Annotated in this window: 14 protein-coding genes; 7 read left to right on the top strand and 7 right to left on the bottom strand. The window is 69.7% G+C overall.

What is annotated here, in order from left to right:
• Positions 1–31 precede the first annotated feature (31 nt).
• Positions 32–1,798 (top strand): glycoside hydrolase family 2 protein, encoded by a 1,767-nt coding sequence (locus ACZ1DY_RS34025; RefSeq protein ID WP_465482123.1) that lies wholly within the window; start codon positions 32–34, stop codon positions 1,796–1,798.
• On the opposite strand, the gene ACZ1DY_RS34020 is transcribed toward ACZ1DY_RS34025, so the two are convergent.
• The 5 genes from ACZ1DY_RS34020 to ACZ1DY_RS34000 all read right to left on the bottom strand — a co-directional run bounded on the left by ACZ1DY_RS34020 (position 1,786) and on the right by ACZ1DY_RS34000 (position 6,126).
• The gene (locus ACZ1DY_RS34020; RefSeq protein ID WP_465482122.1) at positions 1,786–2,013 is read right to left on the bottom strand and encodes a hypothetical protein; all 228 of its coding nucleotides are present in this window, start codon (positions 2,011–2,013) and stop codon (positions 1,786–1,788) included. The two genes, ACZ1DY_RS34025 and ACZ1DY_RS34020, sit on opposite strands and share 13 nt — an antisense overlap.
• A complete protein-coding gene (locus ACZ1DY_RS34015) occupies positions 2,013–3,074 on the bottom strand; it encodes a S1 family peptidase (RefSeq protein ID WP_257484783.1) in 1,062 nt (353 codons plus the stop codon). The genes ACZ1DY_RS34020 and ACZ1DY_RS34015 overlap by 1 nt, the downstream gene beginning before the upstream one ends.
• 271 nt (positions 3,075–3,345) lie before the next feature.
• Positions 3,346–3,831: a glutathione peroxidase gene (locus ACZ1DY_RS34010; RefSeq protein ID WP_126734526.1), complete on the bottom strand. Its 486-nt coding sequence runs from the start codon at positions 3,829–3,831 to the stop codon at positions 3,346–3,348.
• A gap of 13 nt (positions 3,832–3,844) precedes the next feature.
• Positions 3,845–5,356: a 1,4-alpha-glucan branching protein domain-containing protein gene (locus ACZ1DY_RS34005; RefSeq protein WP_465482121.1), complete on the bottom strand. Its 1,512-nt coding sequence runs from the start codon at positions 5,354–5,356 to the stop codon at positions 3,845–3,847.
• Complete coding sequence (locus ACZ1DY_RS34000) at positions 5,353–6,126, bottom strand: class I SAM-dependent methyltransferase (RefSeq protein ID WP_465482120.1); 774 nt, start codon at positions 6,124–6,126, stop codon at positions 5,353–5,355. Before ACZ1DY_RS34000 ends, ACZ1DY_RS34005 begins: the two co-directional genes overlap by 4 nt.
• Positions 6,127–6,195: 69 nt before the next feature.
• Here ACZ1DY_RS34000 and ACZ1DY_RS33995 point away from each other — a divergent pair, with 69 nt between their 5' ends.
• Positions 6,196–6,618: a hypothetical protein gene (locus tag ACZ1DY_RS33995; RefSeq protein WP_257484786.1), complete on the top strand. Its 423-nt coding sequence runs from the start codon at positions 6,196–6,198 to the stop codon at positions 6,616–6,618.
• Here the strand turns inward: ACZ1DY_RS33995 and ACZ1DY_RS33990 are convergent.
• Entirely contained in the window at positions 6,599–7,450 is an 852-nt protein-coding gene (locus ACZ1DY_RS33990; protein WP_457951781.1) for a DegV family protein, read from the bottom strand. The genes ACZ1DY_RS33995 and ACZ1DY_RS33990 overlap by 20 nt on opposite strands.
• A 243-nt stretch (positions 7,451–7,693) precedes the next feature.
• On the opposite strand from ACZ1DY_RS33990, the gene ACZ1DY_RS33985 reads away from it, so the two are divergent.
• The 4 genes from ACZ1DY_RS33985 to ACZ1DY_RS33970 all read left to right on the top strand — a co-directional run bounded on the left by ACZ1DY_RS33985 (position 7,694) and on the right by ACZ1DY_RS33970 (position 11,328).
• Positions 7,694–8,479: an electron transfer flavoprotein subunit beta/FixA family protein gene (locus tag ACZ1DY_RS33985; RefSeq protein WP_126734521.1), complete on the top strand. Its 786-nt coding sequence runs from the start codon at positions 7,694–7,696 to the stop codon at positions 8,477–8,479.
• Positions 8,480–8,505: 26 nt separating this feature from the next.
• Positions 8,506–9,465, top strand: coding sequence for an electron transfer flavoprotein subunit alpha/FixB family protein (locus tag ACZ1DY_RS33980; RefSeq protein WP_126734520.1), 960 nt, complete (start codon positions 8,506–8,508; stop codon positions 9,463–9,465).
• A gap of 175 nt (positions 9,466–9,640) precedes the next feature.
• Entirely contained in the window at positions 9,641–10,423 is a 783-nt protein-coding gene (locus ACZ1DY_RS33975; protein WP_257484789.1) for a GNAT family N-acetyltransferase, read from the top strand.
• Positions 10,420–11,328 (top strand): lysophospholipid acyltransferase family protein, encoded by a 909-nt coding sequence (locus ACZ1DY_RS33970; protein ID WP_257484790.1) that lies wholly within the window; start codon positions 10,420–10,422, stop codon positions 11,326–11,328. Before ACZ1DY_RS33975 ends, ACZ1DY_RS33970 begins: the two co-directional genes overlap by 4 nt.
• A gap of 24 nt (positions 11,329–11,352) precedes the next feature.
• Here ACZ1DY_RS33970 and ACZ1DY_RS33965 read toward each other — a convergent pair whose 3' ends face one another.
• Positions 11,353–12,243 carry an NADP-dependent oxidoreductase gene (locus ACZ1DY_RS33965; protein WP_257484791.1) on the bottom strand — a complete coding sequence of 297 codons (891 nt, stop codon included), beginning with the start codon at positions 12,241–12,243 and terminating at the stop codon, positions 11,353–11,355.
• A 134-nt stretch (positions 12,244–12,377) separates the two neighbouring features.
• Between ACZ1DY_RS33965 and ACZ1DY_RS33960 the strand changes: the two genes are divergently transcribed.
• Complete coding sequence (locus tag ACZ1DY_RS33960; RefSeq protein ID WP_257484792.1) at positions 12,378–13,631, top strand: helix-turn-helix transcriptional regulator; 1,254 nt, start codon at positions 12,378–12,380, stop codon at positions 13,629–13,631.

The following is a 13,631-nucleotide window of genomic DNA, read 5'->3' as shown; positions in this document are numbered from 1 at the left end:
AGGAGCGACGATCTTTGCCACCATCGGGTCGATGACGTCTTCGGTGAACGCGGCCGGACCGGCCTTCAAGTCCGTCGAACCGGTGCTCTCGACGCCGTGGTCCGCACACGTCGGGCCCGGCGGCGCGCTGCCGGAGTACCCGCGTCCGCGGCTGGTCCGCGAACGCTGGCTGAACCTCAACGGCGTCTGGGAGTACGCGGGCAGCGGCGCACCCGGCCGGAACGGATACGGCGAGCGGATCCTGGTGCCGTTCCCGCCGGAGTCGGCGCTCTCCGGTATCGGACGGCGGGACGAAACCCTCTGGTATCGCAGGGTTTTCGAGGTCCCGTCCGGTTGGGACGGTCAGCGCGTGCTGCTCCACTTCGGCGCCGTCGACCAGTCCGCCGAGGTCTGGGTCAACAACCAGAAGGTGGCCGTCCACGAAGGCGGATACACGGCCTTCAGCGCGGACATCACCGGCGTGTTGCGCCCGTCGGGATCGCAGGAACTGACCGTCCGCGCGACGGACCGCACCGACGCCTCGACCCACCCCGTCGGCAAGCAGCGGAACGCCCCGGAAGGGATCTTCTATACCGCCGCGTCGGGTATCTGGCAGACCGTCTGGCTGGAGCCCGTGCCGTCCGCGCACGTCCGGGATCTCCAGACGACGCCGGATCTCGAAGGTGTGACGGTTGTGCCGAAGGTCACAGGCGGCGCCCGGGTGGAGCTGATCGTGAGCGAGCCCGACGGCCCGGAAGTGGCACGCGTCGAGGGAGAGGCAGGACAGCAGTTGCGCGCGGAGGTCCCTTCGCCGCGCCTCTGGACACCCGACGATCCGTATCTCTACGACCTCCAGGTCCGCCTACTCGACGAAAGCGGCAACCCGCTGGACGTCGTCGAGTCCTACACCGGGCTCCGCACGATCGGGACGGTCACCGACGTCCAGGGCAGGCCGCGGATCGCGCTCAACGGCCGGATCACCTTCCTCCACGGCCCGCTCGACCAGGGCTATTGGCCGGACGGGATCCACACCGCCCCCACCGACGAGGCGTTGCGGTTCGACCTGGAGAAGACCAAGGAACTCGGCTTCAACTTCGTCCGCAAACACGTCAAGGTCGAGCCGGAGCGCTGGTATCACTGGGCGGATCGGCTGGGCCTGCTCGTCTGGCAGGACATGCCGTCGCTCACCGTCTCCTTCGACGGCCCGCCAGGGACGGCGCCCGATCCGGTGCCGGAGGCGAAGGCGCGGTTCGAGGCGGAACTGATCGAGATGATCGAGCAGTTGCGTGGGGTGACCTCGATCGTCGGCTGGGTGCCGTTCAACGAGGGCTGGGGCGAATTCGACACCGCGCGGATCGCGAAGCTGGTGAGGGACCTGGACCCGACCAGGCTCGTCGTCGCGAACAGCGGGGTGAACTGCTGCTTCTCGCGGCCGGACACCGGCGCGGGCGACGTCTACGACGACCACACCTACGTCGGGCCGGGAAAGCCCGCGGTGAAGGACGGCAGGGTGATCGTCGACGGTGAGTACGGCGGCCTCGGCCTGGTCCTCGACGAGCACCGCTGGCCGGGGGAGCCGCAGGCCTACGAGATGACGCCGACCTCGGCACAGCTGACGAAGCGCTATGCCGAGGTCAGCGAACAACTCGAACGGATCATCGCCGGAACCGGCCTTTCCGGCGCGATCTACACCCAGACCACCGACGTCGAGAACGAGGTCAACGGCCTGCTCACCTACGACCGGCGGGTGGTGAAGGCGGACGCGGCGACCGTCGCGGCCCGCAATCGCGCGGTCATCGAAGCGGGTCAGTCCGGCTGAGTCTCCACCGGCCCACCCGAATCCCGGACCCGGACGGGCACCCCGAGCAGCTGAGAAGGCAGCTGCCCGGGGTCGTGACCGGGGTTCATCCACACGTCGACCGTGGGTGCCCCCTCGGCCTCGCCCTGCCCGACGCCGACCACTCCCGGGACGTCGTCGAGCCACCGGGACGCCGCCACCAGCGCGGCGTCGATGTCGGAGACTTCGTCGGCCACTACGGATGCACCCGGATCCCGAGCGACGCTTCGACCAGCGAGATCCGGTTGATCACGGTGACCACCGGCGAGCCGGCGAACAGCAGGCCGACGGCGTTCTCGCTCAGGTCCGCCACGAGGCTGCCCGAGTCGCCACCGGCCGACATGTCGGTGGTCAGCAGCTGCTGCGCGAACCGGGCCACCCGGCCGCCGCCGTAGTTCACGTCGACGGTGGCGTTGATGTTCGTGATCCGCCCGGTCGTCCAGTTCGTGGTCCGGCCGGTCTTCTGCACGAGCGTGCCGACCGCGGGCGCCACGTTGGTGCCCTTGAGTTCGCCGACCCAGAAGATCCGCCGGTCGAGGTCGTGGAACTGGCCTTCGGCGATCGCGGCGTCGACGAAGTTCAACGGCACCGGCTGCCCCGGCTGGATGAACTTGATCGGCACGAACCGGCTCAGCCTGGCGATGACGTCGGTGGGGACAACGCCGCCGTCGAACGGGCCGGGCTGCAGGATCGGGTCGCCGATGGCGGCCGCGTTGGAGTTCGCCAGCACGTGGTTGTTGCTCAGGATGTAGTACCGCGGCGGTTTGCCGGGCAGCGCCGTCGCGTCGTAGACCGCGGTGCCGTAGGTGCCGGCGGTGATCTTGAAGTGCCCGACGCTGAGCCCGCCGAACGCCGGGCGGAACTTCTTGGCGAGGGTGAACGGACCGACCTGCTCACGGGCGAGTTCGTCGGGGCGGCTCAGGGCCGGCGCCGGGACGTCGTCGAGCACGGTGGATGAGCCGTTCGCCTTCGGTGGCGCGATACTGCGGCCCGCCTGCAGCACGCCGACCTCCTGGACGTCGGTGGGCACGCCCGCCAGCGTCGCGGGGACGAGGTCGTCGTCACGCAGCATCTCGTGCGGCATCTTCGTGTCGACGAGGACGGTGATCGCCTTCTCACCGGTGTCCCTGCCCCCGGACCATTTGGTACCGAGCGCGACACCCACCACGTTCTGCCGGTTCAGCAACGAGTCCTCTTCGGCCGCCTGCACGCTCGCGAGGGAGAGGAAATCGTCCGGGATCATATTGTTCTCGATCATTTCGGCCACACTTTTCTGGTTGTCGGCGTTGACGAAGTGCGGGACTCCCGACGAAAGAGTGTTCCCCTGTCCGCGGGGCGGCGCCATAGTGCAATCGGGTACGGCGCTTCACCGACGAATGTCAGTATTTCCCTTGTGTGGCAAGGGTTTGTGATCGAGCAACCGGCCATCGCGCGAGTGCCGGGGGTGTTCGAGGACTTTGGTCACCGGATCGCCGGAAAAGGAAACAGGCCGGCTCCGGAGAGCCGGCCTGTTCGGTGGAAAGCGCGGGTCAGCCGATCGTGGCGTCGATCGCCTTGGTGATCACTTCGTCCTCGGGTTCGGTGCGCGGGCGGAATCGTCCCACCACTTCACCGGACGGGGCGACGAGGAACTTCTCGAAATTCCACTGCACGTCCCCGGCGGCGCCTTCCGCGTCGGCCGCCTTGGTCAGCTCGGCGTAGAGCGGGTGCCGGGTTTCGCCGTTCACGTCCAGCTTTTCGAACAGCGGGAACGAAACGCCGTACGTCGTCGAGCAGAAGGTCTGGATCTCCTCGGCGGTGCCCGGCTCCTGGCCGGCGAACTGGTTGCACGGGAACCCGACGACGGAGAAACCCTTGTCCGCGTAGCGTTCCTGCAGCTTCTCCAGCCCGGTGTACTGCGGCGTCAGCCCGCATTTCGACGCCACGTTCACCACCAGCAGCGTCTTGCCCTCGAGCGCGCCGAGCGTCGTGTCCTCGCCCGCGAGCGTCTTCAGCGGAATGTCGTGGATCCCCATGCTCTCCCTTTCGTCATTTCCTCAGCAGATCACGCGCGTCGACGTGGCCGAACGGTCCGTCGTCGCGCCGGAACGCGGCCGCGGTCTCCCGCGCGCGGTCGAGCGCACCGTCGCGGAGCAGCCCGGCGAGCGTGTCGAACCGTTCGGTGTGCACCTTCGCCCGCCGCCGCGCGTAGTCGGCGGCGGAATCCTTGGTGACCATGAACGCCCAGTCGCTCGACAGCGCCAGCATCGCCTCGGCGACGGCCTGGTCGCGGACGGCGTCGCGGGTCGTCGTGTCCATCCCGGTGACCAGGTCCAGCATCCGGTGCTGCAGCGCGGCGTTGTCCCGCACCATGTCGGCGACCTGCTCGCCGTCCCAGACCCGCCAGTCCTTGCCCGAGCCCCACGACGACGCCGGGAGATCGACCTTCCCGCCGAGGTGACCCGCTTCGAGCGCGCCCTTGAGCGTGGTGACGCGGACGCCCGCCTCGGGCAGCGCGCGCAGGACACCTTCGAGCCAGGCCGGGCCCTCGTGCCACCAGTGTCCGAAGAGTTCGGTGTCGTACGCGGCGACGACGAGCGATTCGCGGCCGTGCTCGGCCTTGAGCGAACGCAGGCGGGCGACGACGGTGTCGACGAAGTCCTGGACGTGGCCGCCGAGGGTGGCCGTCGCCATCGCCGGGTCGTACGGCGCCTTGTCCGGTGGCTCGACGGTCTTGCCGGTCACCCTGGACGGTTTGAGGCCGACTTCGTGCGCCCAGGTGTGGAAGTCGCGGTACGCGGCATGGCCGGGGTAGCCGGCCTTCGGCGACCAGACGCGGTACGTGACTTCGAGGTCGCGGCCGAAGCAGACGACGTCGGAATCACCGACGGTCCGCGCCGCCGAGGTGTCGCCGTGCAGGGACGGCCCGTCGACCATGAACCGCCGGACGCCCGCGGCGGCGTATCCGGCTTCCATTCCGGGCGCGTAACCGCATTCAGGTGCCCAAATGCCCTCGGGACGCCGTCCGATCCGCAGCGCGGTGTCGGCCAGCCCGCCGCGCAGCATGAAGTCGCGGACCGCCGGATCGAGCAGCGGCTGGAACGGATGCGCCAGGGGGCCGCCGAGCAGTTCGATCGTCCCGTTGTCCACAAAGGACCGAAGGATCGGCGAGAAACCGTGCCGCCAGTGGGTTTCGAGTTCTTCCGATGCCTTGAGCGCCGTCCGGTATTCGCTCGCCGCGAGCTCGCGCAGCAGCGGGTCGCCGCGCCACAGCGTGGACGCGTGCCAGGAGCGCAGCTGCCAATGCCCGAGCCAGTCGTGGAAGGCGTCGATGCAGTACGGGTCGTCAAGCTGGGCGGCGAGGATCGGCGTCATCCCGAGGGTGAGGACGTCCTCGCGGCCCTCGTCGGCGAAGCGGCGCAGGAGGTCGACCATCGGCAGATAGGAGTGCGCCCACGCCTGGTAAAGCCATTCTTCGCCGACCGGCCAGGACCCGTGGTGCGGCAGCCACGGCAGGTGGCTGTGCACGACGAGGCAGAACGTGCCTTCGTACTCGCTCATCCGCGCACCGCCACGGCCACGAGATCGAGGCTGGCGTCGAGGTCTTCGCCGTGGATCGCGAAGTCCGTGGCCTGGATGGCTTCGACGTCGGCGAGCAGTTCGGCAGGCCAGGTCGCCTGCCCGGGCAGCTGCCCCATGACGACGTCGAGCTGCGCGTCGATGATCGAGCCGCCGTACTTGGCGTCCAGCTTCGCGACACCCTCGCCGTGGTGGAGGCCGTGCAGCGTCTCGACCTCGAAACCGGCGCCGCGCAGCAGTCCGTCCAATTCGGACGGTGCGAGTTCCCTGGTGTGGAACGGGTTGAGCGGGGTGTCGCTGTCCGGGGTGAAGGTCAGCCGGTTGGGCGTGGTGACGATCAGCCGTCCGCCGGGGGAGAGCACGCGGCGGCATTCGGCGAGGAAGGCGCCCTGGTCCCAGAGGTGCTCGATCACCTGGAAGTTGGCGACGACGTCGACCGAGGCGTCGCGCAGCGGCAGGAACACCAGGTTCGCCCTGGCCACGCCGATGCCGGGGTAGCGGCGGGCGACGTGCTCGGTGGTGGGGACGTCGTAGTCGAGGGCGAGCACCCGCTCGGCGACCGTGGCGATGAGCCCGGCGCCGTAACCCTCGCCGCACCCGGCCTCCAGGACGGTCTTGCCTTCGCACAGCGACAGGAGCTTTTGATACGCGGCCTCGTGGCGCCGGAACCAGTAATTCTCCTCGGCGATGCCCGGCACGGTGCGTTCACCGGTGAGGTGCAGCGCTTCGGCCCTGGTGGCTGGGGTGGTCACGCCGCGACCCTACCGGCCGGTCACTCGGCCCGTGTGTCACGTTTCGCGGCGCTGTCCAGTCCAGGAGGTATGCAACGGACATTCACCCGCGTACTGCTCGTCGTCTTCGGTCTCATCGAACTGCCCGTCGGGCTGTGGCCGCTGATCAGCCCGGAGGGCTTCTACCGGGACTTCCCGGGGTTCCGCACCGGCTGGGTGGCGATGGACGGCCCCTTCAACGAACACCTGATCCAGGACTTCGGCGGCCTCAACCTGGCGCTTTCCGCGATCCTGATCGGCGCCGCCGTGATCGGGACGACCGCCGTGGCCAGGCTCGCCGCGCTCGCCACCTTCTGTTTCGGGCTCCCGCACTTCCTCTACCACCTGGGGCACGTCTCGCATTTCGAGCCGGTGGACCAGGTGCTGATCGTCGTGACGACGGCGCTGGGCGCGGTGCTCCCGATCGTGCTGGCGCTGATCCCGTCGAAGCGGGTCACACCGGCGAAACCGTGATGCCGATGGCGCCGGGGCCGAGGTGGGCGCCGAGGATCATGCTGGCGTCCACCAGGGTGCTGTCGACCATATGCGGCAGCCGCGCCCGCAGCCGTCCGCCGATCTCGAGATCGCGTTCGTCCGGGCCGAACCGGGTGATGGCGACCTCCACGTCCTGATCGCCCGCGCACTCCACCGCGAGGTCGACGAGTTTGTTGAGCGCCCGCCGCTGGCCCGGCACCCGGGTCAGCGGGGCGACCTCGCCGTTCTTCACCGTCAGCAGGGGTTTGATCGAGAACGCCGAGCCGAGGAAGGCCTGCGCGGCGCCGATGCGGCCGCCGCGGCGCAGGAACTCCAGCGTGTCGACGTAGAGGATCTCCCGGCTGCCGCGGAACCGGCGTTCGGCCGCGTCGATCACCCGGGTGGCCTGCCCGCCGGCGGCGGCGACCTTGGCCGCCGAGGTCGCCGCGAAACCGAGGCTCATGCCGGTGGTCCCGCTGTCGAGGACGTGCACCGGGACGTTCACCTGCTGGGCGGCCTCGCGGGCGGCGTTCACCGTCTCCGACATGCGGCCCGAGATGTGGATGCTGACGATCGCGGAGGCGCCCTTGCTCGCGGCGTCCTGGAACGCCCAGAAGAACGCGGCGACCTCGGGCGGCGCCGTCTTCACCGGGGTCCCGGCGCGCAGATGGCCGATGATCTCCTCGCGGTCGTAGCGGTTCTCTTCGTCGAACTGCTCTCCGACCTGCAGTTGCACCTGAACGACGCCGATTCCCCAGCGTTCGGCGACCGGGGCGGGAAGGCAGGCGGTGGAGTCCGTGATCACGGCGACGGGGCCGGGCATGGAACGCATGGTCGGGCAGGCTATCGCCTCACCCTCGGCGCGAGTACCCCGGAATACGGCCGTTCGGGTTAGTCGGCCGGTAACACTCACTTACGGGTGAATTACCTGGACGATGGTCCCAGTAAAACGTGCATCCAGGTGAATGAGGTCACCTCGGGGGGCCGCGACGCTGAAATGGCCCTAATCTACCGGCCAGTAGAGCTGTTGCCCCGTGGCCGACGCCGGCCACCAACGGGAGGTCGAAGTAGACCCATGACGAACATCGTTGTCCTGGTCAAGCAGGTACCGGACACCTACTCGGAGCGGAAGCTCTCCGGTGCCGACAACACTCTTGACCGCGAATCCGCCGACGCCGTGCTCGACGAGATCAACGAGAAGGCCGTCGAAGAAGCCCTGAAGATCAAGGAAGCCGGCGAGGGCGAGGTCACCGTCGTCTCGGTGGGTCCCGACCGCGCGACCGACGCGATCCGCAAGGCGCTGTCCATGGGTGCCGACAAGGCCATCCACGTCTCCGACGAGGCCCTGCACGGCTCCGACGCGATCGCCACCGCCAAGGTGCTCGCCGCCGCGATCTCGAAGGTCGAAGGCTTCGACCTGGTCATCACCGGTAACGAGGCCTCCGACGGCCGCGGTGGCGCCGTGCCGGCGATCATCGCCGAGCTGCTCGGCCTGCCGCAGCTGACCCACGTGAACGAGCTGACCGTCGAGGGCACCTCGATCAAGGCCGACCGCTACACCGAGGACGGCGTCACGCACCTCGAGGCGAACCTGCCCGCGGTGGTGAGCGTCGGCGAGAAGATCAACGAGCCGCGCTACCCCTCCTTCAAGGGCATCATGGCCGCGAAGAAGAAGCCGGTCGAGACGCTGACCGTCGCGGACCTCGGCGTCGACGCCGGCGAGGTCGGCCTCGGCAACGCCTGGTCGTCCGTGCTCGAAGCCTCCCCGAAGCCGCCGCGCACCGCCGGCGAGCGCGTCGAGGACGAGGGTGACGGCGGCAGCAAGGTGGCCGCCTACCTGGTCGCGCAGAAGCTCATCTGAGACAGGTTTCGAGGAGGAATAGGGAAATGGCTGAAGTACTCGTCCTCGTCGACCACGTCGACGGTGAAGTCAAGAAGGTCACGCTCGAGCTGCTGACCGCCGCTCGTGAACTGGGTGAGCCGTCCGCGGTCGTCGTCGGCCCGACCGGCACCGCCGCCAAGGCGAAGGAAGCCCTCGCCGCGCACGGCGCCGCCAAGGTGTACGTCGCCGAGGGCGACAACGCCACCGGCTTCCTGGTCACCCCGAAGGTGGACGTCCTCGCCGCGCTCGCGGAGCGGACCTCCCCGGCCGCCGTGCTCGTCGCGGCCAGCGCCGAGGGCAAGGAGGTGTCCGCCCGGGTCGCGGTCCGCCTCGGCTCCGGTCTGCTGTACGACGCCGTCGGCGTGAACGGCGACGGCAGCGTCGACCAGTCCATCTTCGGTGGCGCGTTCTCGGTGAAGTCCAAGTCCACCAAGGGCATCCCGGTCATCTCGGTCCGCCCGGGCGCGGTCGAGGCGGCCCCGGCCGAGGGTGCCGCCGCCGAGGAGACCGTCGAGGTCCCCGCGGGTGACCCGGCGAAGTCCGCCAGGATCACCGGCGTCGAGCCGATCGTCGGCGGCGACCGGCCGGAGCTGACCGAGGCCTCGGTCGTCGTCTCCGGTGGGCGCGGTGTCGGCTCGGCCGACAAGTTCGACGTCGTCGAGGCGCTCGCCGACTCGCTCGGTGCCGCCGTCGGTGCTTCCCGCGCCGCCGTCGACTCGGGCTACTACCCGGCGCAGTTCCAGGTCGGCCAGACCGGTAAGACGGTCTCGCCGCAGCTGTACATCGCGCTCGGCATCTCCGGCGCGATCCAGCACCGCGCGGGTATGCAGACCTCGAAGACCATCATCGCGGTCAACAAGGACGCCGAGGCGCCGATCTTCGAGATCGCCGACTTCGGTGTGGTGGGCGACCTGTTCAACGTCGCGCCGCAGCTGACCGAAGAGGTCCAGAAGCGCAAGGGCTGAGTCCTTCGTTAGGAGCGGACCGTCCGGGATTTATTTCCCGGGCGGTCCCTTTTCTGTGATCCGAAAGTGATCTTCCAGCCTGAGAGAACCCTGAGAACCCGCAATTAACTGAACGTGCACTATTCGGCCATCGGGCGCATTGTCGTTGGTACCCCCTGAGGGGTAGACCTGGGTCATGACGACGTCACAGCTCCTCGTCAGTACTGACCAGGCAGGTGTCGAACTCCCGGCCGATGCGCCGCGTTACTCCCTTCTCGTGGCGAACGGGAACGAAGAAGTCGTTGCCGCGCAACGCCTTCGCCATCAGGTGTTCGCCGAGGAAATGGGGGCGACGCTCAATTCCCTCGAACCCGGGCTCGACGTCGACTACTTCGACGAGTTCTGCGACCACCTCGTGGTGCGGGACGACAACACCGGCGAGATCGTGGGCACGTACCGGATGCTGCCGCCCGATCGGGCCGCGCGGGCGGGAAAGCTTTACTCCGACAGCGAATTCGATCTCACCGCGCTCGATTCGCTGCGGCCTTCGCTGGTCGAGACGGGGCGTTCGTGCGTGCATCCCGATCACCGCAGCGGCGCCGTGGTGAGCCTCGTCTGGGCGGGGATCGGGCGCTACATGCTGCTGGCGGGCCACCGGTATCTCGCGGGCTGCGCCTCCGTGCCGCTGACCGACGGCGGAGCCTACGCGGCGGGCGTCTGGGATGTCCTGCGCGCCAAGCACTACGCGGATGAATCCCTTCGGGTGACGCCGCTCAACCCGTGGCGGACCGAGGGTGTCGAGCGGCCCGCCCGCGCGATCCTCCCGCCGCTCATCAAGGGCTACACCCGCCTGGGTGCGAAGATCTACGGCCCGCCCGCGCTCGACGCGGATTTCGGTGTCGCGGACTTCTTCGTCCTGCTGGATCTGCACAACGTCGACGAGCGATACCTCAAGTACTTCCTGGGAGTGCAGGGATGACCCACGCCTGGATGCCGAAGTCGCCGTGCGGCGACGGCTGCCTGAGCGAAGGGGCGCCGACGGTGGCGTTCGGCCGGCGCGTCCTGCGGTTCACCGCGGCGATCGGCGTCATCTTCGGCGCCTTCCTGTCGGCGCCGCTGGTGCTCGTGCTGCGCGGTATGCCCCGGGAACGGCTGGTGCGCCTGCTCTTCGTCGGGATCTTGAAATCCTTCGGGGTGAAGCTGCGCGTGCTCGGCGACGAGCGGTTCCGTGCCGTGCCCGGCCGTGGCGCGCTCGTGGTGAACAACCACATCTCGTGGCTGGACATCATCGCGGTCAACGCCGTCCAGCCGATGCGGGCGCTCGCCAAGAAGGAGGTCGGCGCCTGGCCGGTGCTCGGCCTGCTGGTGCGCCGCGGCGGCAGCATCTTCCTCGACCGGGAGAACCTGCGGAGCCTGCCCGCGACGATGGACGAACTCGCCGACGCGATGCGCGGCGGATCACTCGTGAGCGTGACGCCGGAAGGCACCACCTGGTGCGGTCTCGGCTCGGGCCGGTTCCGCCCGGCGACCTTCCAGGCCGCGATCGACGGCGGGGTCCCGGTGCGGCCGCTCGCGCTGCGGTTCCGGCTCGCCGACGGGCGGGAGACGACCCAGCCGGCGTTCATCGGGCCGGAGTCGCTCATCGCCTCGCTGCGGCGGGTCGCGGCACTGCGCGGTCTGGTGCTGGAGGTGCACGTGTGCCCGGAGATCGCGCCGGGCCGCGCCGCGGACCGGCGGGAACTGGCCCTGCTGGCGGAATCCGCGGTGCAGGCGGCGCTCGGGCGGGTGCAGATCCCGGTGCAGCGGCGGCGGCGCGCGGCAGCGGTTCCGGCGGCAGTGGAGGTCACGAAGGTGTCTGGTCTCGTGAGTGGTAAGGACGGTTAGAACCGTCCTTACCACTCACGAGGTTCAGGACAGGGCCAGCGTGATCTTCCCGCCCGCGTGACCGGTCGCGCTCTCGCGGTGCGCTTCGGCGGCATCGGCGAGCGCGTAACTCGACCCCAGCTTCAGCTTCAGCTCCCGCGCGACCAGATCCTCCAGCACGGCCTGGGTTTGCGAGCCGCTCGCCGAGAACTTCAGCCCCTGTGCGTAAGCCGCCGGGTCCGCGATGGTGATCAGCCGGTCGGGTGAGCCGAGCAGGTCGACGGACTCGGCCAGGACACCGAAGCCCGCCGCGTCGAACACCGCGTCGACGCCGTCCGGCGCGACCGAACGGACCCGCGGCACCCAGCCGTCGCCGTACCGCACCGGCACCCCGCCGAGCTCCTTCACCTCGTCGAGTGACGAAGCCCCGGCGAGCCCGACGACCGTGGCGCCCAGCGCGACCGCGGCCTGCGTCGCGATCCGGCCGACCTGACCGCTCGCGCCGTGGATCACCACCGTCTCGCCCGGCTTGACCTCGAGTTCGCCCAGCACCCGCAACGCCGTCTCACCGACGATGGGCAGCGAGGCGGCCTCCGCCCACGAAAGGCCCGCGGGCTTGCGGATGACGGTGGTCGCCAGCGCGTACTCCGCGTAAGCGCCGGTGTCGGACCAGCCGAAGACCTCGTCACCGACGGCGAAATCGGCGCCTTCGCCCACCGCGTCCACGACGCCAGCCAGTTCCAGGCCGAGGATGTGCGGGAAGTCGACCGGGCGGACCTCCGCCATCGCGCCGGACCTGATCTTCCAGTCGATCGGGTTGACGCCCGCGGCCTTGACCGCGACCCGCACCTGACCCTGGCCGGGCTCCGGCAGCGGAACCTCGGCCGCCTGCAGGACATCCGCTTCGCCGTACTGGGTGATGGTGATCGCTCGCATGTTCACTCCTCATCGGATTTCTTCGCTGCGATCAGTCAACCGGCGCCCGGGCCTCGCCCGAACCAGCCGGACGAGCAGTGTTCACTAGCCGGGAGAGCAGCGTCCCCGCGCCGGAACGCGCTTACTGTGGGGTCATGGACCCGCTGCACGTGCTGAGCCAGGTCGAGTACATGCTCGCCGCTCCGCGCCCCGAACTCCTGCCGCGCTTCTCCGCGACGGCCGCGGCCGTGCTGCCGCACCGCGCCGCCGCGATGGAGACCGGTGACTGCTCCCGCCTGCCGATCAAGGTCCACGGCGATCCGGCGATCACCGGCGCGGTCACGAGCGCCGAACTTCAGCGGCTCGCCGCGCTCGGCGTCCCGGGCAAGGCGGTGGTGGCCGAAGGGACACTCGGCGGGAAACGCCGGAAACTCGTCGTCCTGACCTCGGCGCCGGTGATCGGCAAGGGCGCGATGATCGCGCTCGTCCCCACCGAGGACGAGCCGTCGGGCAGCGCGCTCGACTTCGTCGCGAAGCTGTGGGACATCGTCAGCGTGAACGCCGCCCAGCGCGCCACCGACCCCGAGCCCGCCGTCCTGGAGAGCAACATCGCGGCGGCCACCGCGCGGGCGCGGGCGATCACCGATCTGGGGCAGACGCACGCGACCACGCTGACGTCGCTGCTCGCGGTGCTGCGGTCCCGCAAGCTCGGCGACGCCGCCGCCCGGCAGACCGCGACCGATCTCGCCGCGACCGCGCTGGTCGAACTGCGCTCGATCGCCGACCGCGATCAGGAACTCTCGGCTGAGCCGGCGTCGGAGGCGTTCGGCACCCTCGTCACGCAGCTGGCTCCGTTGGTGCGCCACGACGACGTGACCGTCGACCTCGCCGGGCCGGACGACGAACGGCCGCTCCCGCAGGACATCGCGCACACCGCGCGCACGGTCTCGCGCGGCCTCGTGCTCGCCGCGCTGGAGCGGGGCGCCGGCCGGGTCCGGGCGTCCTGGCGGATCGACGGGCAGCACCTCCGGGTCACCGTGCGCGACGACGGCCCGGACGTCGCCCGCGCCGTGCCCGCCACCGGTCTCACCGAGCGGATCACCCCGCTCGGCGGCCGTTGGGAAGTCGACGCCGTACCCGATTGGGGGGCCACGATCACCGCGGTCCTGCCGCTGGGCGTCCAGGAGACGCCGGAACTGCGCCCGCTCGACCGGCTCAACCCGCGCGAACTCGAAGTCCTCGCCGGGATCGCGCGCGGGAAACGCAACCGGCAGATCGCCGAAGAGCTGGCGCTGACCGAGCACACGGTGAAGTTCCACGTGCGGAAGATCTTGGGGAAGCTGGAGGTCACGTCGCGCGGCGAGGCCGCGGTGCTGGCGCGTGAGCTGCGTCTGGAGTCGGTGTCTTGA

This window comes from Amycolatopsis sp. PSD-21 (assembly GCF_055561455.1).
Note: the sequence above shows the minus strand (reverse complement) of the source record. Positions and strands in the feature narration are given on the sequence as shown.

Coding starts and splice junctions, on each gene's coding strand:
- ACZ1DY_RS33985 (WP_126734521.1), top strand. CDS start 7,694: ATGACGAACATCGTTGTCCTGGTCAAGCAGGTACCGGACACCTACTCG.
- ACZ1DY_RS34010 (WP_126734526.1), bottom strand. CDS start 3,831: ATGGGGATCCACGACATTCCGCTGAAGACGCTCGCGGGCGAGGACACG.
- ACZ1DY_RS34025 (WP_465482123.1), top strand. CDS start 32: ATGACGTCTTCGGTGAACGCGGCCGGACCGGCCTTCAAGTCCGTCGAA.
- ACZ1DY_RS34005 (WP_465482121.1), bottom strand. CDS start 5,356: ATGAGCGAGTACGAAGGCACGTTCTGCCTCGTCGTGCACAGCCACCTG.
- ACZ1DY_RS33975 (WP_257484789.1), top strand. CDS start 9,641: ATGACGACGTCACAGCTCCTCGTCAGTACTGACCAGGCAGGTGTCGAA.
- ACZ1DY_RS34015 (WP_257484783.1), bottom strand. CDS start 3,074: ATGATCGAGAACAATATGATCCCGGACGATTTCCTCTCCCTCGCGAGC.
- ACZ1DY_RS33995 (WP_257484786.1), top strand. CDS start 6,196: ATGCAACGGACATTCACCCGCGTACTGCTCGTCGTCTTCGGTCTCATC.
- ACZ1DY_RS33960 (WP_257484792.1), top strand. CDS start 12,378: ATGGACCCGCTGCACGTGCTGAGCCAGGTCGAGTACATGCTCGCCGCT.
- ACZ1DY_RS33990 (WP_457951781.1), bottom strand. CDS start 7,450: ATGCGTTCCATGCCCGGCCCCGTCGCCGTGATCACGGACTCCACCGCC.
- ACZ1DY_RS33980 (WP_126734520.1), top strand. CDS start 8,506: ATGGCTGAAGTACTCGTCCTCGTCGACCACGTCGACGGTGAAGTCAAG.
- ACZ1DY_RS33970 (WP_257484790.1), top strand. CDS start 10,420: ATGACCCACGCCTGGATGCCGAAGTCGCCGTGCGGCGACGGCTGCCTG.
- ACZ1DY_RS33965 (WP_257484791.1), bottom strand. CDS start 12,243: ATGCGAGCGATCACCATCACCCAGTACGGCGAAGCGGATGTCCTGCAG.